This is a genomic window from Paenibacillus sepulcri, from assembly GCF_042647105.1.
Classification (GTDB): domain Bacteria; phylum Bacillota; class Bacilli; order Paenibacillales; family Paenibacillaceae; genus Paenibacillus_Z; species Paenibacillus_Z sepulcri.
Genome location: NZ_JBHRUP010000001.1, coordinates 7,416,979 through 7,435,899, shown reverse-complemented (window position 1 = coordinate 7,435,899; position 18,921 = coordinate 7,416,979). Strand labels below are relative to the sequence as shown.

19 protein-coding genes and 1 pseudogene are annotated in these 18,921 nt (G+C 53.2%); 4 read left to right on the top strand and 16 right to left on the bottom strand.

Features of this window, described 5'->3' with window-relative positions:
- The first annotated feature begins 390 nt into the window (after window positions 1–390).
- A complete protein-coding gene (locus tag ACFOLF_RS32325; protein ID WP_210039346.1) occupies window positions 391–1,206 on the top strand; it encodes a sugar phosphate isomerase/epimerase family protein in 816 nt (271 codons plus the stop codon).
- Between the two features lies 1 nt (window position 1,207).
- Window positions 1,208–1,840: a GntR family transcriptional regulator gene (locus ACFOLF_RS32320; RefSeq protein ID WP_210039347.1), complete on the top strand. Its 633-nt coding sequence runs from the start codon at window positions 1,208–1,210 to the stop codon at window positions 1,838–1,840.
- Between the two features lie 173 nt (window positions 1,841–2,013).
- Here ACFOLF_RS32320 and ACFOLF_RS32315 read toward each other — a convergent pair whose 3' ends face one another.
- The 6 genes from ACFOLF_RS32315 to ACFOLF_RS32290 form a co-directional block, all read right to left on the bottom strand.
- On the bottom strand, window positions 2,014–2,223 hold the full coding sequence (locus tag ACFOLF_RS32315) for a cysteine-rich CWC family protein (RefSeq protein ID WP_379113121.1): 210 nt from the start codon (window positions 2,221–2,223) through the stop codon (window positions 2,014–2,016).
- Between the two features lie 184 nt (window positions 2,224–2,407).
- Window positions 2,408–3,352, bottom strand: a complete 945-nt coding sequence (locus ACFOLF_RS32310) for a DnaJ C-terminal domain-containing protein (RefSeq protein ID WP_210039348.1) — start codon at window positions 3,350–3,352, stop codon at window positions 2,408–2,410.
- 182 nt (window positions 3,353–3,534) lie between these two features.
- Window positions 3,535–5,586, bottom strand: coding sequence for an MMPL family transporter (locus tag ACFOLF_RS32305; RefSeq protein ID WP_210039349.1), 2,052 nt, complete (start codon window positions 5,584–5,586; stop codon window positions 3,535–3,537).
- A gap of 25 nt (window positions 5,587–5,611) precedes the next feature.
- Complete coding sequence (locus ACFOLF_RS32300; RefSeq protein ID WP_210039350.1) at window positions 5,612–6,754, bottom strand: NAD(P)/FAD-dependent oxidoreductase; 1,143 nt, start codon at window positions 6,752–6,754, stop codon at window positions 5,612–5,614.
- 12 nt (window positions 6,755–6,766) lie between these two features.
- Window positions 6,767–7,492, bottom strand: a complete 726-nt coding sequence (locus ACFOLF_RS32295) for a methyltransferase domain-containing protein (RefSeq protein WP_379113119.1) — start codon at window positions 7,490–7,492, stop codon at window positions 6,767–6,769.
- Entirely contained in the window at window positions 7,485–8,636 is a 1,152-nt protein-coding gene (locus ACFOLF_RS32290) for a type III polyketide synthase (protein WP_210039636.1), read from the bottom strand. The genes ACFOLF_RS32295 and ACFOLF_RS32290 overlap by 8 nt, the downstream gene beginning before the upstream one ends.
- A 212-nt stretch (window positions 8,637–8,848) precedes the next feature.
- On the opposite strand from ACFOLF_RS32290, the gene ACFOLF_RS32285 reads away from it, so the two are divergent.
- Complete coding sequence (locus ACFOLF_RS32285; protein WP_210039351.1) at window positions 8,849–9,706, top strand: hypothetical protein; 858 nt, start codon at window positions 8,849–8,851, stop codon at window positions 9,704–9,706.
- A gap of 213 nt (window positions 9,707–9,919) precedes the next feature.
- Here ACFOLF_RS32285 and ACFOLF_RS32280 read toward each other — a convergent pair whose 3' ends face one another.
- The 10 genes and pseudogenes from ACFOLF_RS32280 to ACFOLF_RS32235 all read right to left on the bottom strand — a co-directional run bounded on the left by ACFOLF_RS32280 (window position 9,920) and on the right by ACFOLF_RS32235 (window position 17,793).
- Window positions 9,920–11,551, bottom strand: a complete 1,632-nt coding sequence (locus ACFOLF_RS32280) for an NAD(P)H-hydrate dehydratase (protein ID WP_210039637.1) — start codon at window positions 11,549–11,551, stop codon at window positions 9,920–9,922.
- A 186-nt stretch (window positions 11,552–11,737) separates the two neighbouring features.
- Window positions 11,738–12,406 carry a fructose-6-phosphate aldolase gene (gene fsa / locus ACFOLF_RS32275; RefSeq protein ID WP_210039352.1) on the bottom strand — a complete coding sequence of 223 codons (669 nt, stop codon included), beginning with the start codon at window positions 12,404–12,406 and terminating at the stop codon, window positions 11,738–11,740.
- Between the two features lie 127 nt (window positions 12,407–12,533).
- Window positions 12,534–13,511: an aldo/keto reductase gene (locus ACFOLF_RS32270; RefSeq protein ID WP_210039353.1), complete on the bottom strand. Its 978-nt coding sequence runs from the start codon at window positions 13,509–13,511 to the stop codon at window positions 12,534–12,536.
- 167 nt (window positions 13,512–13,678) lie between these two features.
- The gene (locus ACFOLF_RS32265) at window positions 13,679–14,140 is read right to left on the bottom strand and encodes a DUF2269 family protein (protein ID WP_210039354.1); all 462 of its coding nucleotides are present in this window, start codon (window positions 14,138–14,140) and stop codon (window positions 13,679–13,681) included.
- A gap of 6 nt (window positions 14,141–14,146) precedes the next feature.
- Window positions 14,147–14,749 (bottom strand): TetR/AcrR family transcriptional regulator, encoded by a 603-nt coding sequence (locus tag ACFOLF_RS32260; RefSeq protein ID WP_210039355.1) that lies wholly within the window; start codon window positions 14,747–14,749, stop codon window positions 14,147–14,149.
- 23 nt (window positions 14,750–14,772) lie between these two features.
- Complete coding sequence (locus ACFOLF_RS32255) at window positions 14,773–15,162, bottom strand: DoxX family protein (protein ID WP_379113117.1); 390 nt, start codon at window positions 15,160–15,162, stop codon at window positions 14,773–14,775.
- Window positions 15,163–15,447: 285 nt separating this feature from the next.
- The gene (locus ACFOLF_RS32250; protein ID WP_210039357.1) at window positions 15,448–16,149 is read right to left on the bottom strand and encodes a metal-dependent hydrolase; all 702 of its coding nucleotides are present in this window, start codon (window positions 16,147–16,149) and stop codon (window positions 15,448–15,450) included.
- A gap of 109 nt (window positions 16,150–16,258) precedes the next feature.
- Window positions 16,259–16,663, bottom strand: coding sequence for a CBS domain-containing protein (locus ACFOLF_RS32245; RefSeq protein WP_210039638.1), 405 nt, complete (start codon window positions 16,661–16,663; stop codon window positions 16,259–16,261).
- 24 nt (window positions 16,664–16,687) lie between these two features.
- Window positions 16,688–17,029, bottom strand: a pseudogene (locus ACFOLF_RS32240) (YugN family protein); the annotation flags it as partial.
- 203 nt (window positions 17,030–17,232) lie between these two features.
- On the bottom strand, window positions 17,233–17,793 hold the full coding sequence (locus tag ACFOLF_RS32235; protein WP_210039358.1) for a TetR/AcrR family transcriptional regulator: 561 nt from the start codon (window positions 17,791–17,793) through the stop codon (window positions 17,233–17,235).
- Between the two features lie 259 nt (window positions 17,794–18,052).
- Here ACFOLF_RS32235 and ACFOLF_RS32230 point away from each other — a divergent pair, with 259 nt between their 5' ends.
- Window positions 18,053–18,880, top strand: a complete 828-nt coding sequence (locus ACFOLF_RS32230) for an oxidoreductase (protein ID WP_210039359.1) — start codon at window positions 18,053–18,055, stop codon at window positions 18,878–18,880.
- Window positions 18,881–18,921: the final 41 nt, after the last annotated feature.

Genomic DNA, 18,921 nt, shown 5'->3' with positions numbered 1-18,921 from the left:
AGCGCTTACAACTCGAATCGAATACATCTCGTTGTGATTAACCCCATACATATTGATTCGGGCATCCCGTCCATTTGGAAGCAGTGGCCTACCCGGATATGCGTTTGGCAATCCCCCTTTTCCTGTACCTGTAATGATCATCTTTGACCGGCAGCCTATCCCCGACCGGCGGCAATGCCGCCTGCAGTGCTCACCTCTGGCTGGCTAGAGCCGGATGCAGCCGTCCACCAGTGATTGACTCGCCCCATGGATATGCCTCAACCAAAAATCGTTTACGAATACACAATACAACATTGTATTCAAATTGTATACAATAAATATTTATTTAATTGACATCCGCTCTTTCCGGCTGTTAATCTAGAATTGTATTCAATAATGGAGGAGCCATTTATGAAATTTGGTCTCAGTACGTATACGCTTACTTGGTCCATCGGCGTACCCGGATATTCCGCACCGGTCCGTCCTCTTGACGCAATTGGCCTGATCGAGCTTGCCGCCTCGCACGGTCTGGAGCTGGTGCAGATTGCGGATAATCTGCCGCTTCAACATTGCGGCGCCGCGGAGCTTGCAACGATCCGGAAAGCGGCTGAAAGCTGCGGCGTGCGGATTGAAATTGGAACGCGCGGCACAGAGCCTGCCCATCTTCTCCGGTACTTGTCCATAGCGCAGCAGCTGGATGCTGTCCTTGTGCGCACGCTGATTACAAGACCGGGCATCGACGAGGCCGGGCAGGAAATTCGAAGCATTCTTCCTGCTTTCGAAGCGGCCGGGGTGACTCTTGCCATCGAGAATCACGGGCTTCATCCAACAGCACAGCTTGCCGGTCTGCTGCAGGGACTCGGCAGCGCCTATGCCGGCTGCTGTCTCGATACCGTCAATTCCTTCGGCGCGCTTGAAGGCCCGGAAATGGTTATTCAAGGGCTGGCCCCCTTCATCGTGAACCTGCATATCAAGGACTTCGAAATCACACGCGTCGATCACCAAATGGGCTTCGTCATCCTCGGTACGCCGGCAGGGGCAGGACGCCTGGATATTCCCGGACTGTGGAAGGAAATCATGCGCCGCGGCAGGATTCCGACGGCCATATTGGAGCTTTGGACGCCTTATCAAGGTTCCGTTGAGGATACAATTGCCCTGGAGAACCGCTGGCTGGCCGAAAGCATCGCATATTTGAATTCACTGGAGCTGGAAGGAAGGGAGGACTGACATGGCCGTTACACTGAAGGAAAAAGCTTATGCCCAGCTTCGTGAGCTGATCATGAGCGGAGATATTCACACGAGCGGACATCTGACGGAGAAGTATCTGGTCGAGCTGCTCCAGATGAGCCGCACCCCGATCAGGGCGGCGCTGGAACGTCTGGCTGCCGAAGGCGTTGTGCTCTACTCGCCGAACAAGGGACTCAGCCTGCCTGAGCACTCCTTCCGGAGAGTCGTTGATTTTTTTGATTTCCGGATCGCCATTGAAGGTCATATTGTTTATAAATTGGCTTCGCGCATCTGGGAGGAATCGGAGATCGCCTGGTTCAGGAACAATCTGGCGGAGCAAAACGAGCATAAGCAGAATCTCGATTACGCAGCCTTCACCAAGGCGGACACACTGTTCCACAGCCAGCTAGCGATTCTTTACGACAATCAGGAAATTGTCCAGACGATGGAGCAGCTCCAGGACAAGCTCTTCCTCGTCGCTTTGGGCGTGCTGAAGAAGGATAACGCCAGGATTCAACGCTCCTATGAAGACCACTGCGACATCTTCGAGTTCATATTGGCGAATAAGCCGGAAGAAGCACGGGCTAAAATGATCGAGCATCTGGAGTTTGGCGCGAGAATTCTCGTTTTCTAAAACTGTCTGCCCCGTACCGCAGCTGCTTCCCCGATCGCCGCTGGGTCAGATTTGAGCCGGCCGCCATTCTGCCGCTCTTAATAAAAATCAGCTCTGGCCTAAGCTCTCAATCACAGAAAAGGGATAAGGTTCTCGTCATCCGCAGATGACAGCACCTTATCCCTTATCTTGTGTCACGCCTGCTCTGCTTCTTTCAAATGTTTATCGAGACAAGTGCTGCAAATACAGGATTTTCTCACCTGGCTTGCCGGTACGCGTTCCAATAATTCTTCTGGAAATACAGCCCCGTAGCACCAGCACGAGCCCTGCGGATCACCCGCCGGATTTCTGCATTTGTTGTCCCCGCCGCAGATGGGGCAGCGTTTAACATCCTCTTGTATCATGGCTTATTCGGCCCCTGTCGAGTCCCTGAACGGACATCTGCGGGCTTCCCCGTCCTTTCTCCAATAACTGGATCTGTCAATATGAGCTGGTGGTTGTAAGCGCGAATGAGACCGCCGCGAAATGAAGCTGCAAACCATTCTCCGCATCATGCGCTCCATCACAAGGGGCAAACGCCTCACTCAATCAAGCAAGCCGCGGATCAAAGCTTTGCTCCTTGGCCAGCTCGCTGTACAGCTCCTTCACCTTCTCCGAACCTGCGCTGGGCACGGTTACCTCCACCGTAATGTAGAGGTCCCCGGCAGTTCCATCAGGCTTGCGCATCCCTTTGCCTGATAACCGCAGCTTCTGCCCTGCGCCGATACCTGGCGGCACCTTCACACTCAGCATGCTCCCGCCGGGCAGGCGAATCTTCGCCTCCGTGCCAAGCGCCGCGTGCCAGGGAGCTACCAGCAGCTTCGCGGCAAGATCGTAACCATCGACCGCATACTGCGGATCCGGTTTGATCTGCAAGGTTACATACAAGTCTCCTTTAATGCCTTTTGCGGTGACGCCGCCCATTCCCTTCAAGCGGATACGCTGGCCGCTGGCTACAGATTCCGGGAGCGTGATGTTCAATTCCTTCTCCCCCACTTGAACGCGGACCTTGCCTCCCCGGACGATTTCATCCAGCGTTACGGATAAAGTGGCATCCTGATCCGCCGGATCATCGCGGGTATCCCAGCCGTCTTCATTGAAAAAACCGCGCCCGGCCTGCGATCCGCCAAAAAACTGCCGGTACAGATCATCAAAGTCCGCTTGTCCCGCCTGGGAGTTGGCCGTGCGGAAGCTTCCTCCCGCCCCCTGCCCGTTGAAGCCGCCGCTTTGCCCATAACCTCCGCTTGCTGACTGTCCGGCATGAGTCCGTTCGCGCCAATGCTGCCCGTAGCGGTCGTAGCTTTCCCTCGTTTCATCATCGGATAGCACTTCATACGCTTCCTGTCCTTCTTTGAAGCGCTGCTCCGCTTCAGGCTTTTTGTTCACATCCGGGTGATTGGCTTTAGCCATTTTTTTATAGGCTTTTTTGATATCTTCCTTGCTTGCCTTGCGGTCAACGCCAAGAATAGCATAATAATCCTTTGCCTGTGCCATCGGCTCCACCCCCTACACTTGGTCAGTTAAGGTCAAACCATCTTTAATAAAAAGCACACGGCATAACGGTCATCCCACCCGCTGCCTGTGCGTTATCCATGTACTTCGTGATTGTCTTTATTATACATCTTTTGGCTAAATCAATCAAAACAGCGCCTCTGAATAAGGGCACGGCAATACCATTATTTCAGCCAACGGGGCGCCCACCAGTTCCATTTGCCAAGCCAGTTCATAAGGGAGGGCACCAGTATCAGGCGAATTACCGTCGCGTCGACAAGAACAGCCGCTGCAATGCCAACACCCAGCTGCCGCACCCCGGCAACCTCTCCGAAAGCAAATGGAGCAGTGACTGCAACCATGATTGCGGCAGCCGAAGTAATAATTCTGCCTGTTGCGACAAGCCCCCATCTTACCGAGTACTCATTATCGCCTGTTTGCCGATGGATCTCATAAATCCGCGAGACCAGAAATACGCCATAATCCATGCTGATGCCAAAAGCCAGTCCGAATATAAAAACAGGAATCATGATCGCAATGCTGCCCGGCCCCATGCCGGAGAATCCCCCCTGGAAGACCCAGACGAGAATGCCGAATGAAGCGCCAATGCTCATAAAATTCATCAGAATTGTCTTGAGGGGAATCAGAACGGAGCGGAATGCGAGGAACAGCACGGCAAAATTGGAAACAAAGATAAATGCCAGAACCTGATGGATATGGTCAAAGACTGCATCGTATACCTCCTGCTGATACTTGGCTTCTCCTCCCAACAGGAACGGGCTTGCTGATGCAGCCCCCCGCCGCTCCCATTCCCTGAGCCAAGACATCACTTCACGTGAAGAAGGCTCTCCGGCGAGCATCACTTGAAGCGACGGATATTCCCCCTGGAGCTCATCCACCCGCAGCACACGAGGATCGGTTTTCAGTGCGAGGGTGAGCGGGCCGGCATCGATCGGATTCCGGTTGTCCTGCTCCTGCCGCTCCTCCCCGTCCACGATATAGACAGTTGAAACGGAAGGGGAAACAAACTCGGCTTGATAAACATCGAAGGCCAGGCGGGACTTATAGTCAGGCGGCAGGGAACCGGCATCCGGGACCGCGAGCTTCATACCTGCAGCAGGCAGAATACAGATGCCCAGAAGGAAGAACGCCAGCAGAGCAGACCGGCGTGGTCTGTTCATGATAAAGGATGACCATGCATGCCAGATAGGGGTCCTGCGGATTGTCCGTGCAGAGCTCCGCTTCACCTGAATCGCAGGCCACAGCATGGCCAGCAGTGCCGGAACCAGCGTTAGTGCGGCCAGCGCCGACACAACAAGCACCGTCATGGCCCCGATAGCGACAGTCGTAAAAATAGGCAGCGGGATAAACAAGATCCCGAGCAGTCCAAAAAACACGCTTAGAGCGGAATACAAGATTGCTCTCCCTGCGCTTTTCATCGTTGTGATCATCGCTTGTTCCACTACCGCGCCGCTCGTCAGCTCTTCCCGGAAACGGCTGACCAGCATCAAGGCAAAATCGATACTGAGGGCAAGTCCCACCATCGGGATTACGTTCAGGACAAAGTTCGACAGTCCGATCTGGGTTCCGGCCATGTACATGATCCCCATAGAGCCTGCAACCACCGTTAATCCAACCATCACAGGGATGACGGCCGCTGCGATGCCACCGAAAGCGAGCAATAAAATGATAAAGGCGGCAGGGATTCCGATTGCCTCCGCCTGTCTCATATCATGCTCGCTTGCCTGGTTGACATCGGCCTGCACCGCCGCTTTCCCGGTTATGCCAACGGCCATATCCCGGTCAACCGGCAGCCTGCTGCGCAAATCCTCCAGAACGGAGGCCCGATCGCCGATCCCGATATCGGAAGATAGCAGCGCGTAGGCATAATTCCCCCTCATTCTTCCGGCCCCGTCAAGCGGGGACCATGCTTGACTCACTCCTTCTGCAGCTTGAAGCTGCTGCATCGTCCGCTCAATGAACCGTCTGAATACTTCCGGAGATACCGACGCTCTCTTCTCGAATACGAGAATAACAGGCTCCTCGGGGATATGAAAGTCAGCTGCGAGAATCCGCTTGACCTGTTCACTGGCTCCTGTCGGAGAAAGACCGTGATCCTGCAGAACACCAGGCAGCCGGGAAGCAAAGGACCCAAAAAAGGCCAGGAAGACAGCCCAGAGGAGAAGGATTATTTTCGGATGGCGAAGCGACATCACCGCAAGCAGATGGAAGCCCATAACCATGCTCCTAACGGATGTATTTCTACGAATGATCGCTCAATCTCGTTGCCTGAACCATGCCGAATGCCAGCCGGGGCGTAAATTGCGCTGCGCCCAATACCAACCGGGGCAGCACAGGGACGCCGAACATCCATTGAAGCCTTCTTCCCCATCGCAGAGGACGCTGGAACTCGCGAAGAACCGATTGTGTGTAGAGATGCTCCCACTCCTGGAGAGAAATTTTCCCGCGCAGATAGCCGCCAGCAAGAGGTGCGCACAGCTCTGCCGACCGCAAAGCCATTGACATGCCGTCGCCGCATAATGGCGGAATCATGACCGTTGCGTCGCCCACCTGGGGAACAACATTCCAGGCCAGCAGCTCCCGCTTCAGATTGACCGGCGCGACAGCCGCTTGCGTGCCCGCAGCCGGAACAGCATCGGCCAGACGCCCGGACAGCCGTGAATTTCTGCCGGCTGCGGCATGGATCATTCCGAGAACGGATTTGTCTTCTGTATGCCCGAATGTTCCCTGCCGCAGAAGAGCGGCTGCATTGACATAGCCGTTCTCGACCGGCGAAATTCCCAGATACCCGCCAGGGAAAAAATACAGCTCGACAACCGGCTCCTTCCCGATTCCCGAAAAATGGGACTTCACCCCCATATACCTGTCCTTTAAGGAACGCTCGGGCTGACTGCTGCCGGGAAGACCCGCGCGCGGATTAGCGCCCCATGCGGCAATGACAATCCGCGCCTGATAGGCGACCCTTCGCTTGCTCTGCATAGCCTCAACGAGGTATCCCGATCCGCTTGTATAGACGGAGGTTACGGTTGTGTCCGTCTGCACCTGGACACCAGCCCGCAGCGCCCCGCGGTGAAGCTCGGAGTCCAGCCGATAGCGGCTTATTCCAAGCGCCGTCCCGGGCAGCGGGATTTCCAGCTGCTTCCCGCGATTGAAGATCAGACGCGTCCGGGTGATCAGGACGGGACCGATCTGATCCAGCGCTTCCTGCAGGCCCAGCGCCTTCAGCATGCTCTGGGATTCCGGAGAGAGAAATTCTCCGCACACTTTATGGCGGGGAAACGAATGCCGGTCAACCAGCAGCGTGTTCCAGCCCTGCCTGGCCAGCGACAGGGCCATGCTGCTTCCGGCAATTCCCGCCCCCAGCACAATGGCGTCATACATCATACTTTCCAACTCCTATGGAAGGATCGTAGGGCTTGTCTTTTGAATGACAACGGCATATCGGAACAAAGGCCGCCAGGAATAGGTCATATGGGGATTTTCAAGAGCGAGTTGAAGCTTCCTCCAATCAGAAGAGCGAAAGCCTTTTGCCACCGATAATGGTCCATCATGCCTGATATACGGGTTTTTGGAAATCAGCCGCGCCGTAAGCCATACCGCCGACCAAGGTATAAAATGGCGGTGAATGTCATTGATCACAACTCCGAGCCGCGACACGTCAAGCAGCCTTTCGACCACCCCGGGGAGCTCGTCCTCCGGAAAGTGGTGAACAAACTGCGTTCCCGTTACCACGTCCGCAATGCCTTCCTGCAGGGCAAACAAATCCTTCCGGATCACCTTGACCCGCGGTTCGTTCCGGAAGAGTATTCTGGCTTCCACACAGGCTTCCTCCGTAAGATCAACCAAAGTGATGGTCATGGCAATCTTGTTCCTGTCCGCCCAATTCAGAAGATGTGCGTTCACATCTCCCGAGCCGGAGCCCGCATCCAAAATAGACAAGGAGGCAGGCCTTCCCGCTTCCATCCATAATCGTCTGACTCCGAGGAGTGTAGGCGCCGCAGCCGCGAAGATCCGGTTCAAGCGGCGCAAATGCCGCAGCGCCTCGCGCAGCTCCGGCCCGCCTTTTGCGAAGTCATCCATCAGTTCCGGCTCGGCGGCGCGCTGCCTCAACCTTTTAAACACTTGAACTCACAACAGGCTGCTTTTCAATAATGGTGGCCGGCAGGTAGGTGAATTTGATTATTTCCACCGTAAGCCCTGGTCCGAATGCCAGCGCAAGCCCGCTTACCCGGCTTGAACCGGCTGCTTCCAGCGTCCGCCTCATCTCGTTCAACACGAACAACAGGGTTGCTGAGGATACGTTCCCGTAATCGCGAAGCACGGTCCGGCTCGGCGCTGTCTGCTCATCTGTAAGCTCGAACGCCTCCTGCAGGGCATCGACAATTCCCCGGCCTCCGGGATGGATCGCCCATAATTCAGGCATAACGTCATCCGGCAGCAGGCGTTTCACTTCCGCTGGAATGACTTGTCCGATCAGTCTGGGGATAGCCGTGGACAAATACAGATCGAAGCCGTGAACGCCAACCTCCCAGACCATTTCTTCGGACGAGTCCGGCAGCAAGGCGGAAAGTTCCTCTCCCAGCTGGAACAACCCCTTGTGGGCGGCACGAGCCGGACCGACAATACATGCGGACGCTCCATCGCCAAAGAATGAAGCCGCGTAAAGCGCTTCCCTCTTGCTGGAGGGCTGGATATGCAGCGTACACAGCTCGACACTGACGATTAATATATGTGCCGCTGGATCTCCAGCAGCAAGCTGCCTCGCGAGGCAAATAGCTTTCAATCCGGCTGCGCAGCCCAGAAAATTGAGCGGAATCCGGTTAACAGTAGAGCTGAGTCCCAGCTGCTTGGTTATCGCCGCATCCATACCCGGAAGAAACTGTCCCGTGCAGCTGACTGTAATCAAGTGGGTCACCTCAGACGGCGCTATACCACTGTCCTGAAGGGCAGCCCTTGCGGCTTTCATACCAAGAGGAACCGACTCCCGCTTGTATATTTGCATCCGCTGGGCGGTAGATGGCGCTTCAACAGTGGAATTATGCGGAAAATAACGGCAGCTATCTGCATCCTGCAGCAAATTCGGCTCGCAGGTATAGCGTGTTTCCACAGCGCACTGCTTAAAAATCCGTTTGGCCCAGCGTCTGGAATCGGAATGATCCCGGAGCGCATCGGACAGCCGCTGCGAAACGTCATTTTGATCCATTTTATAGTCCGGGACGGCCGTACCGATCCCCAATATCGCAATAACCGGAGTTGCCTGCTCCATCACCAGCATCAGTCCCTCCTGCTTGTTTGCATGCCTTCCCCGTGTTTTAAGAGAGGCTGGACATGCCGCTAACTCTATCTATTCCTATTCATTTTTCCCGCATATATGACAGTCATCACAGGCAGGACGGCTTGCTCCAGGTATGGATAAAGGTATAAAAACAGGAAGAAGTACGATACTGGTAAGTAAAACAAGATTATGGAGATATGTTTATGAGCGCAAATTCTTATTGGTACCTGGGTTTGGCGATTCTAAGCGCGGCTCTTCTCCTCTATATCTTTATTAAAAAAAGAGAAGTGCGAAGCGTGCTGCTGTTCATAGCCATGATCGGCTTTGGATATATAATTGAGACCATTATCTATACATTTCTGGGAAGCTATCAGTATTATCCGAAATTCATTGAAGATAATGCTTATTTCGACAGCAATTTGGGCGCTATCGCCTCCAACGCCCTGGCTTTGCCTACCATTGCCGTATTCCTGTCGACTTTTCGGCTGGGCTGGATCTGGATACTGGTGTTTACCGGAATTTTTGTCGGGATCGAGTGGCTATTCCGGGAGCTTCATATCTATGCCGATAACTGGTGGCGGCTGGGCTATACGGCTATTGGCCTTCTGGTTTATTTCCCTTTTGCCAAATGGTTGTATCACAGCATGTTCCGCCCTCTGAGCGGATTTGTTCTCGGACTTTTGCTTTTTCTGATTGCGTTGGCGATTTCCGATACATTGAATATTGTTCCTATTATGGCCTTCTCGAACCGGGTTTATGAGCCTGGCTGGTTCCAGAATCCGTCCCGTGATACAACCGCCTTCGGAACGGTTTATTGTATAGCCGTCAGTCTATTTATAACGTTTGTTGTAACCCGCTACTGGAAACATGCGGTGTCGAAATACCTGTTCGCCCTGCTGTGCATCATGTGTGTGGAAATGGCTCTGAAGGCAGCGGGAATCCAGCGGAGCCTCGTCTGGTGGGATGAGTGGTACTTCCTGCTGATCAATTTCGGCTTGCTCGCCATCACTCAGGCAATCTGCAACTACTTGATGAAGGGACCCCCGATTTGGAAAATGTAAGCGGTATGACTTTCCAATTATATGGCTGCAGCTGCCGCATCAATCTCCAAAAGAATAGCAAATAAGCATGGCGGACTGCTCGCAGGCAGCCCGCCATGCTTATTTTGCGACAAGATTTGGCATATTCAGTGGGTTTACGTTATTGAGCACCCTGTGACAGGGAGTGCAAACATCGCTGCTGCCTAGCTTCATATCCTGCACGGGAAACCCGGCTTACAAAGCATCAATAATATCGCCCGCAATGAGCGAAGCATTGGACCATCTGGATGCAGCAGCCCGATCTCCCGCCATACCGTGCCAGTAAACCCCGAGGGCAGCGGCCTGAATCGCATCCAGACCTTGGGCGAGCAGGCTGCCGATTATACCTGCAAGCACATCCCCCGAACCCCCGGTAGACATCCCCGGATTCCCCGTCGTATTGACATAGACATCCCCATCAGGAGCCGCCACCACTGTGCGAGCCCCTTTAAGCACAACGATCACATCCTGCTCCCTGGCAAATCTGCGCGCAATCCCGATCCGGTCACGCTGCACCTCCGGCGTGCTTAACCCGCACAGCCGCGCCATTTCGCCGGGATGCGGCGTAATAATCGTCGCTGCTTCCCGCCGCTGCCAGGCAGCCGGAGCCTGCACACTGTCATTTGCTTCAACAGACAGATCCTGTGACCTTTCGTTTGCGAGCTTCCTGTAATCGGCCCACATATTGAGCGCATCGGCATCGATAACCATCGGCGCTTCGATGCCTTCCCACAGCTCCTGAAGCCATTTCGCGTCGCCCTCCCATCTGCCGAGACCCGGCCCGATCACGACCGCCTGCTTTCCCTTGGCCGCTGCGAGCAGTTCCGGTATATGCCCTGTTCCCCATTGGCCGCTCCCGCCATCGTCAAGACCGAGGAGCATCGCCTCCGGCAGCACTCCTATCATTTCCGGTGCCAGACGCCCCGGCAGCGCCCAGCTGACCAGCCCGCTGCCGCCTCTTAATGCAGCTTTCGTGCACAATACGCCCGCGCCGCTCATTGCAGCGGAGCCGGCCAGAACCAGCACATGACCATAAGTGCCTTTATGGGAATCCTGCGGCCTGTTTTGGGGAAATTGCAGATTTAACTTGCGGGTCAACCCGGAGGTATCCAGCACATATGTATTTACGCCAATAAACTTGGCCAGACCCTCCGTAATGCCGATAGAACGAACCACAACCCTGCCGGCTGCTTCGGCTCCCGGGTGCAGCAGCAGACCGCGCTTGCTATATGCAAGCGCCACTGTCAGATCCGCCTTCACGCAAGCATCGGATACCGCTCCGGTATCCGCATCCAGCCCGCTTGGGATATCTGCCGATATAATGGGCAGTCCGCTGGAATTTGCCGCCCGAATGAGCGAAGCGTACGGTTCGCGGGGCTCGCCTGTCGTCCCTGTTCCCAGCAAGGCATCAATAATGCCGTCCCAGCTGCGCCAGGAAATTTCCCAGGAACCGTCTTCATTCACGGCTTCCGGAAGTTCAGTCAAACCGAGCTTCCGTACAATATCCCGCTGCAGCGCCGCTTCAGCCCTCAACTCATCAGGATGCACCGCGTAAACAATACCAACTTCATACCCCATCTCAGCCAGATGTCTTGCACAGACAAGCCCGTCCCCGCCGTTGTTCCCTTTGCCGGCAAGAATCAGCCAGCGGAACCCGCTGTCTTGTCCATTCCGGCCGCATTCCTGGCCCTGCTTGCGTGCAAATTCCACCGCTTCCTCCGCAATCGCCCGCCCGGCATTCTCCATTAGGACCATTGCCGGCAGGCCGATCGCTTCAATGGCATGCCGGTCTATTTCCCTCATCTCTGCTGCAGTCACCAGATACATTTCATTTACTGTCATCGGATAATCCCTCCTTACATCATTGAACTATACATCCCCGTTTCCGGCTGAAATGAACCGTACAGCCCGATTCCTTCCATTATATCCATAAGCGGCAAAGGTCAAAAAAGCCCAAACCTTCTGGCAGGAAGGTTCGGGCTCAGTACGATTGCCAAGCTGTAACCGAGAGTTTTAGTTCTTGACAGCCTTCACCCAGTCGGCAGCGAATTTCTCGATGCCTTGGTCTGTCAAAGGATGTTTCGTCAGCTGCTCGATGACGCTGTATGGGATAGTCGCAATATGCGCGCCAGCCATCGCTACGCGGGTCACGTGATCCGGGTGGCGGACGGAAGCGGCGATGATTTGCGCATCCAGATTATGCACGCGGAACAGCTCGGCGATTTTTGCGACCAGCAGGACGCCGTCTTCCGAAATATCGTCCAGGCGGCCCAGGAACGGAGAAACATAAGCTGCGCCTGCACGGGCGGCGAGCAGCGCCTGGTTCACGGTGAAGATCAGCGTTACATTGACTTTGACGCCTTTTTTGGCGAGGTAGCGGCAAGTTTCCAGGCCTGCGAGGGTCATAGGGACTTTGATGGTGACGTTCTTGTCTCCGCCATTTATTTTGATCAGCTCATCGGCTTGGGCTTTCATATCTTCAGCAGTGATCGCGTCTGGCGTTACTTCTGCGGAAACAGATTCAACCTCAGGCACAAGCTGCAAAATTTCAGCAATACGGTCTTCGAATTTGATGCCTTCCTTGGCAACCAGGGACGGATTGGTCGTAACTCCGGACAAAACTCCAATTTTGTATGCTTTCTTGATATCCTCGATATTTGCACTGTCAATAAAGAATTTCATTTCCCTAACCTCCAGTATTTTTGTCTGCTCACGGCTTGTCCAACGGATTCAAGCACAAGAATACCTTGCATGAACAATGTCGCATCATCAATTATTATAGAACATATGCCAAAATAATGTAAGGGCGCTAGGATGGCAGGCGGAAGAGAGCAAAGGGCTCGCCGTAACGGAATGAACGGCTGAGCTCGTCCAGTTCTGCCGCAAGCTCCGCACCGATGGCAAGCGGAACACTTGCCAGATTCTCGGTAACCTGCCCGGCTTTAGTTGCCCCGACAATAACGGTTGAGACTGCAGGCCTGCGGATCAGCCAGGCGATCGACAGCACTCCGGGGCTGTACCCGTGGGCCTCCGCCAATCGTGCGATCTCCTGCCCCAAACGGATCTTGTCGCCGCCGAGATATCTTTTGAAATTGGGATCCTTATCCGCTCGCGAGCCTTCCGGCGCGGCTTCCGGTGAATTATATTTGCCTGTCAGAATGCCCCCCGCCAGAGGGAAATAAGGAATGATGCCCACGCCCTGATCAAGGCACATCGGGACAAGCTCATTCTCAGGAATGCGATCCGCCAGGGAATAACTGACCTGATTGGATACAAAACGGTTGAGTCCCGACTTCTCCGAGATGCCAATCGCCTTCATCAGCTCCCAGGCGGCATAATTGGAAGCCCCGATATATCGGACCTTCCCTGCACGCACCATATCGTCCAAAGCCCGCAGCGTTTCTTCAAGCGGCGTATTGGGATCGAATGTGTGGATTTGGTAAAGGTCAATATAATCGGTTTTCAGCCGCTTCAGGCTTGCTTCCAGCTCCATCATCAAATGATGCCGGGATGAGCCTCTTTCATTGGGGCCGTCACCCTTTACAAGCCCGGCTTTGGTTGCCAGTACGACCTGGTGCCGATGCCCCTCCAGCGCCTCACCGATTATTTTCTCGGATTCGGATTTGGTGTAGATATTCGCGGTATCGATAAAATTAATTCCATTTTCCAGGGCATGATGAATAATTCCCATGGATGCCTCTCTGTCCGCTCTTGTACCAAATGAATTCGTGCCCAGCCCCAGAACGGAGACCTTCACTCCGCTTGCCCCAAGATAACGATATTCCATACCAGCCACACTCCTGTCCAGATATGTAAAAAGCTCCAGAGCTTTATCATACCCTATTTGGGCAGATCGAGTGAAGACATCTGCTTGAGAATCGAAACCGTCAATCCGATCGGCTCTATTATTATACGCGGCTGATCAAATGATACCCAAAAGGCTAGCGGCTGCTTTTAAAAAGGCTTGCTGATCATAAAAAACAAAATCACAACGGGCGCAAGCGTCGCCAATGTGCCAAATACCGCCCAATACGCGGACATTCTCCGGTATGCTTGCGAAACACCGCCGCCGCTGACCGCTTCCGCGCTGAGCCTGATCATTCCTCTCTGAAGCGGCAGCAGCACCGCTGCCCACAGAATGCCCGTGATAACGAACAAAATCAACGAGGCTGTCAGCCAGCTCATCCCCCACATTGCGTAATCTGACTTCACAGCCATCATGATGCCGGATACTACGATCAGCACAAGTCCTGGCAGCGTAAAAGCGTAATCGGCCAGCATCACATTCTTCGCCGTCTGGTGAATCATGGCCGCATCACCCTTCACATCGGCCCGGACCTTCCAAAATGCCGCTGTTATAATATTGCCCAGAAACAGCACGCAGCCGATAAGATGCATGAATAATAGAAGCTTCATGGCTTGTCAGTCCTCCTTTTTGTGTCCGGGCTGCAGAATCCCGGATATAAACCCGGCATATTCTTTCGCGCCAAAAGCGGAATCCGCAGCCCCAAAGAAGCTCCGCATCCGCAGTCCAAAAGTAATCAGCTCAAACAGCTCGGCCGTTTGATCCGGATCAAGGCCAGCAGGAATAACTCCGGCGTTCTGGCCTGTTACTATCCAGCTTTTGGAGGTTGCCACCGCCTGGGTATAAAATTTGCCGACGATTTGGGCAACCTCCGGCCGGTCGCTTTTGCCGATTAAATACATCAGAATGAGGTTGGCCGCGTTATTGCGGTTCTCCAGTTGCGCAAATCCGCTTGAAATGGTATTCATCGGTCCATCGAATTCCTTCGTACCTGCAGCTTTCATGAAATTCTCGTTCTTCTGTTCGAGCTTTGTTTCGAGTACTTGGGCAAACAATTCGTCTTTTCCCGATACATAATGAAATATGGCTCCTTTGGAAAGCCCGGAGCGCTGCATAATATCGTTTAGGGTCGTTTTGCTGCAGCCTTGTTCCAGAATCAGCTCCTCCGTTGTATCCAGCAGCAGCCGCTTGGTCTGTTCACGCCGGTCTTCCTGTTTCATCCTTGAATCCGTCCTTTCTATTGTCAGGTTGTCACAGCCTGCAGCGGAAGCCATCCGGCCAGTATGACGGCAGCCAGGAAAATAATTTGCAGTACCGTACGCGGCACCAGCGAAAATACCGGCTTCCCGCCAAGCGTGAGCTTGTGATTGGCTGCGTATACGTTAGCCGGAAACATAGCCAGCAGCATGAGCGCAAGAGCGGCCGCAGCAATGGCTGCCGTCGCGGGTATGACCATCCCTATGGCTCCGGCAATTTCCATCCATCCGGTCAGCGTAACCACGAATGCAGGGCGGGGCAGCCTTGGAGGAACCATGGCAATCAGCTCCCTGCGAAGCTTCCCCCAGTGCCCCGGGGCAGTCAGCAGAAACATCACTGCCACCCCAAACTGGAGGGCAATCCCCCAATCATTCACATATTCCCATCCTAACCACCCGATTATCCGAAAAACAAGAAAAGAACCCATAAGACCAATAAGCGGCGCCATGCTTCCATTCACCATCCTTAATCGAAACCTATTATACCGTTATTATATATACCGATCATCGGTTTGTAAATAGGAAATCACATCTTTTTCTTTCGTTTATCGTTTACGGTTTCCAAATACAGCTTCTTCAAAAGCTGGAAGGAAAAAGCCCTCAGGATCCAAAGATCCTGAGGGCTTTCTCTCTTGTAAACCGGCAGCGCCTCTCGGGGCCGCTTAATTCTGTGCGTGGAGTTCGATCCGCTCGCCCGGTGCGAGCACCTGGCCTCTCAAGCCTTGTTCCTCCAGAGCCTTGACGAACGCGCTCCCGTCCTGGCGGATAGGCGGGAAAGTATCGTAATGAACAGGTATGGTCAGCTTGGCGCCGTACCACTTTGCTGCCTGCAGAGCATCTTCCGGGTCCATTGTGAAATGGCCGCCGATTGGAACAAAAGCGACATCGATCTTATAACGCTCGCCGATCATCTTCATATCGCCAAATAATGATGTATCGCCAGCATGAAGAATCGTCAGTCCTTCGGCACGGATGATATAACCCGCCGGCATCCCTGCGTACATGATCCGCTGCTCGTCCTCCAGCACGATACCCGAGCTGTGGAAGGCATGTATCATTTTGGCCTGCGCGAAGCCCAGATCGAACGTTCCGCCCATGTTCATGCCAACGGTTTTGACGCCCTTCCAGGACATGTAGGTCGCAAGCTCTACAATGGCAACGACCGGAGCGTCGTTATTGCGGGCAATCGGCTCCGCATCCAGAATATGATCCCCATGCGCATGCGTGAGCAGAATCGCGTCGGTCTTGATCTCCTCCGGCTTGATAGCTGTGAGCGGGTTGCCGCTCAGGAAAGGATCAATCAGCAGCGACTTGCCTTCCGTTACAAGCTGTACACAAGAGTGTCCATGAAATATAATTTCCATTGTTTTATATTCCTCCATCCTGCTTATGGTTCAACGTAATCATACCTATAAAAAGCCCCCGAGATCAAGTTGATCCCGGGGGCTTCACGATTTCTACATGAATGATGAATCAGGCCTGCTCCGGCAGCGAGATTTGACCCAGTGCTTCTCCGGCCTCGTGGGCCAGGATTTTACGCGAGGCAATATCCCCCAGCGCTACGATGCCGAGCAGCCGTCCATTGTCCACTACGGGAAGTCGGCGGACCTGCTCTTTTGCCATAATCCTGGCCGCTTCCTCTATCGTCGCGCTTGGCAATATTGTTGTGATGTCCTTGCTGACGATCTCGCCGACCGTCACCGACTCGTCCTGATGATCCGCATAGCCGCGGATAACCAGATCGCGGTCCGTAATGACGCCTGCCAGTTCCTTGCCCTCGCCAATGACCGGAAGAAAGCCAATATTGCGTTCTTTCATAAGCAGGGCGGCATCATGCAGACTGGCATGGACCGGCACCGTGACGCAGTCTCTGGTCATAATTTCCTTCACGCCTTCAGAGTGGCTCAGCAGACTTTGCAGCTCCGACAATTTGCGCCGGGACACCCTCAGGACGGGCTCCGGAATCGGCGATTCATAATCCAGGCCATGCGGGAAAGTGGCTCTGCCAATATAGGCGTCTCCCAGCTGCAGCACCGCATAAGGAGATTCCAGCTTGCCCTCAATGGCTCTGGCATTGAAGCGGAGAAAATAATCCTCGCCATCGGATTTTTCTTCTATTTTCAAATCATACGTAGCCCGTGTATATTCCCACTGCCAACGAACGAAACCAAGCTTCGTCGTTACTTCGTCCAGATAAGCAAGATCATTGACAATTCCTTTAATGCCCGCATTTTCAATAATCATACGAAAGACCTCCTAAAGCATTTTTTGCTGCTAACGCGCCAATACTTCCTTCTACTCCTACATTACTTTAGAATCATCCCTGTGTATGCGGCCAATTAGGGCTAAACTGTGCCCTTTTCATGGCTATTGTTTGAATTTTTCGATAAGAGGAGAAGGAAACGCAAATAAGCTGCCTCACATGCTGAAGATAAGGCTGTCCAGCTTCAGAATTTTATCGCCTTCCAGCAGGCATCAACGGTTTGCTGAAGCTGAAGCTCGTTGAGCGGATACTTCTGAATATGGAACCCGCGGACGATGGAAGAAATAATGCCATGCACAATCTGAATCGACATATACGGCTCCATATCCTGGAGAATGCCAAGCCTTTGCCCTTCATGGATGACGGATAGCAGCTCCCTGATTCCCCCGTCCTCATTCAGATTTCGCACTTCAGGAGGTATCGATGAAGAGAAAGAATAGCTGTCGACGAAAATGAATTCACGTGAAAAATCCCGCGCATACTTCAGGTAATTCTGCACCAGACATTTGAATCTCGCATACAAGCCTGAGTCGGGATCGTAATCAATCAGCAGTCTGCTGCTCATATTCAATCTTGATTTCTTATACAGCTCGTTGATTAATTGCTCTTTATTCTCAAAATAGTTATATACTGTCCCGGCGCCGACCGAAGCCCTCTTGAATATTTTGGCGAACGTTACAGAGTCCAGCCCTTCCTCGACAATCAAATCAAGCGTAGCCTCCATAATATCTTCCAGCTTGCTCATCAACTTCCCCTTCCAGGCAAATGGCTTTGGAAAAAAGATTCCAACGATATCCTGTAATGACCCGAGATATATCAATTGCTGTATTGGAATTTAAATTCCGGTTTAGTTCTAAATCTATTATACCCATGCTGATTCCGAAAGTCAAAAAGAGATAAACCAATCGAATTTATCACTTATTTACAAAAATTCTTGACATTCATGCTTAGAAGTTATACATTTTTTATGGAATTTAAATTCCAAAATGAATGGAGTGATCCTCATGCAAAAACAAGTTGTGCTGATTACAGGGGCTTCTTCAGGAATCGGCGAAGCGGCCGCTATCCGGCTTCATAAAAAAGGGTTCACGGTCTATGCGGGTGCAAGAAGGGTTGAGAAGATGCGTCATCTGGAGCAGGCGGGAATTCATCTGCTGGCGCTTGACGTATCGGATGACGGGTCCATGCAGGATGCGGTAGCGCATATTATTGCGCAGGAGGGCCGCATCGATGTTTTGATCAATAATGCCGGATACGGCTCATATGGCGCTTTGGAGGATGTGCCCCTCTCGGAGGGAAAATACCAGTTTGAGGTGAATGTATTCGGCTTGGCCAGATTGACGCAGCTGGCGCTGCCCTATATGCGGAATAATCAATCGGGGAAAATTGTGAATATTTCCTCTATCGGCGGCAGAACGCATGAACCGCTGGGCAGCTGGTACCATGCTACCAAATATGCGGTTGAAGGGATGAGCGATTGCCTTCGTCTCGAGCTTAAGGATATGGGAATCGATGTCATTATTATTGAGCCCGGAGGCGTCAAATCGGAATGGAGCGGGATCGCGAGCGACTCACTGCTGAAGGTATCCGGACATACCGCGTACCGGAAGCTTGCGGTCATGAACGCCAAGCTGATGGCTTCTTCAGGCGGCAGCACCTCCGACCCGGATGTCGTGGCCCGGACCATCGAGAAATCGCTCCTGGCGAAAAAGCCCAAAACACGTTATTTGACAGGTTCCTTCGCGAGATTTTTTATTTTTATGAGATTCGTATTGACGGACCGCGGCTATGACCGTTTTCATATGTTCATTACGACCAGAATGGCAAAATAGAGCTGCGGCACGCAGCGGTAATTATCTTTTATATAGCGGTT

Excerpts from the sequence above, each read along its gene's own strand:
- fsa (WP_210039352.1), bottom strand. The coding sequence starts at position 12,406 with ATGAAATTCTTTATTGACAGTGCAAATATCGAGGATATCAAGAAAGCA.
- ACFOLF_RS32300 (WP_210039350.1), bottom strand. The coding sequence starts at position 6,754 with ATGATGTATGACGCCATTGTGCTGGGGGCGGGAATTGCCGGAAGCAGC.
- ACFOLF_RS32230 (WP_210039359.1), top strand. The coding sequence starts at position 18,053 with ATGCAAAAACAAGTTGTGCTGATTACAGGGGCTTCTTCAGGAATCGGC.
- ACFOLF_RS32325 (WP_210039346.1), top strand. The coding sequence starts at position 391 with ATGAAATTTGGTCTCAGTACGTATACGCTTACTTGGTCCATCGGCGTA.
- ACFOLF_RS32315 (WP_379113121.1), bottom strand. The coding sequence starts at position 2,223 with ATGATACAAGAGGATGTTAAACGCTGCCCCATCTGCGGCGGGGACAAC.
- ACFOLF_RS32285 (WP_210039351.1), top strand. The coding sequence starts at position 8,849 with ATGAGCGCAAATTCTTATTGGTACCTGGGTTTGGCGATTCTAAGCGCG.
- ACFOLF_RS32270 (WP_210039353.1), bottom strand. The coding sequence starts at position 13,511 with ATGGAATATCGTTATCTTGGGGCAAGCGGAGTGAAGGTCTCCGTTCTG.
- ACFOLF_RS32310 (WP_210039348.1), bottom strand. The coding sequence starts at position 3,352 with ATGGCACAGGCAAAGGATTATTATGCTATTCTTGGCGTTGACCGCAAG.
- ACFOLF_RS32235 (WP_210039358.1), bottom strand. The coding sequence starts at position 17,793 with ATGAGCAAGCTGGAAGATATTATGGAGGCTACGCTTGATTTGATTGTC.
- ACFOLF_RS32250 (WP_210039357.1), bottom strand. The coding sequence starts at position 16,149 with ATGGAAATTATATTTCATGGACACTCTTGTGTACAGCTTGTAACGGAA.
- ACFOLF_RS32260 (WP_210039355.1), bottom strand. The coding sequence starts at position 14,749 with ATGAAACAGGAAGACCGGCGTGAACAGACCAAGCGGCTGCTGCTGGAT.
- ACFOLF_RS32320 (WP_210039347.1), top strand. The coding sequence starts at position 1,208 with ATGGCCGTTACACTGAAGGAAAAAGCTTATGCCCAGCTTCGTGAGCTG.
- ACFOLF_RS32290 (WP_210039636.1), bottom strand. The coding sequence starts at position 8,636 with ATGGAGCAGGCAACTCCGGTTATTGCGATATTGGGGATCGGTACGGCC.
- ACFOLF_RS32305 (WP_210039349.1), bottom strand. The coding sequence starts at position 5,586 with ATGGGCTTCCATCTGCTTGCGGTGATGTCGCTTCGCCATCCGAAAATA.
- ACFOLF_RS32280 (WP_210039637.1), bottom strand. The coding sequence starts at position 11,551 with ATGTATCTGGTGACTGCAGCAGAGATGAGGGAAATAGACCGGCATGCC.
- ACFOLF_RS32265 (WP_210039354.1), bottom strand. The coding sequence starts at position 14,140 with ATGAAGCTTCTATTATTCATGCATCTTATCGGCTGCGTGCTGTTTCTG.
- ACFOLF_RS32245 (WP_210039638.1), bottom strand. The coding sequence starts at position 16,663 with ATGACCAGAGACTGCGTCACGGTGCCGGTCCATGCCAGTCTGCATGAT.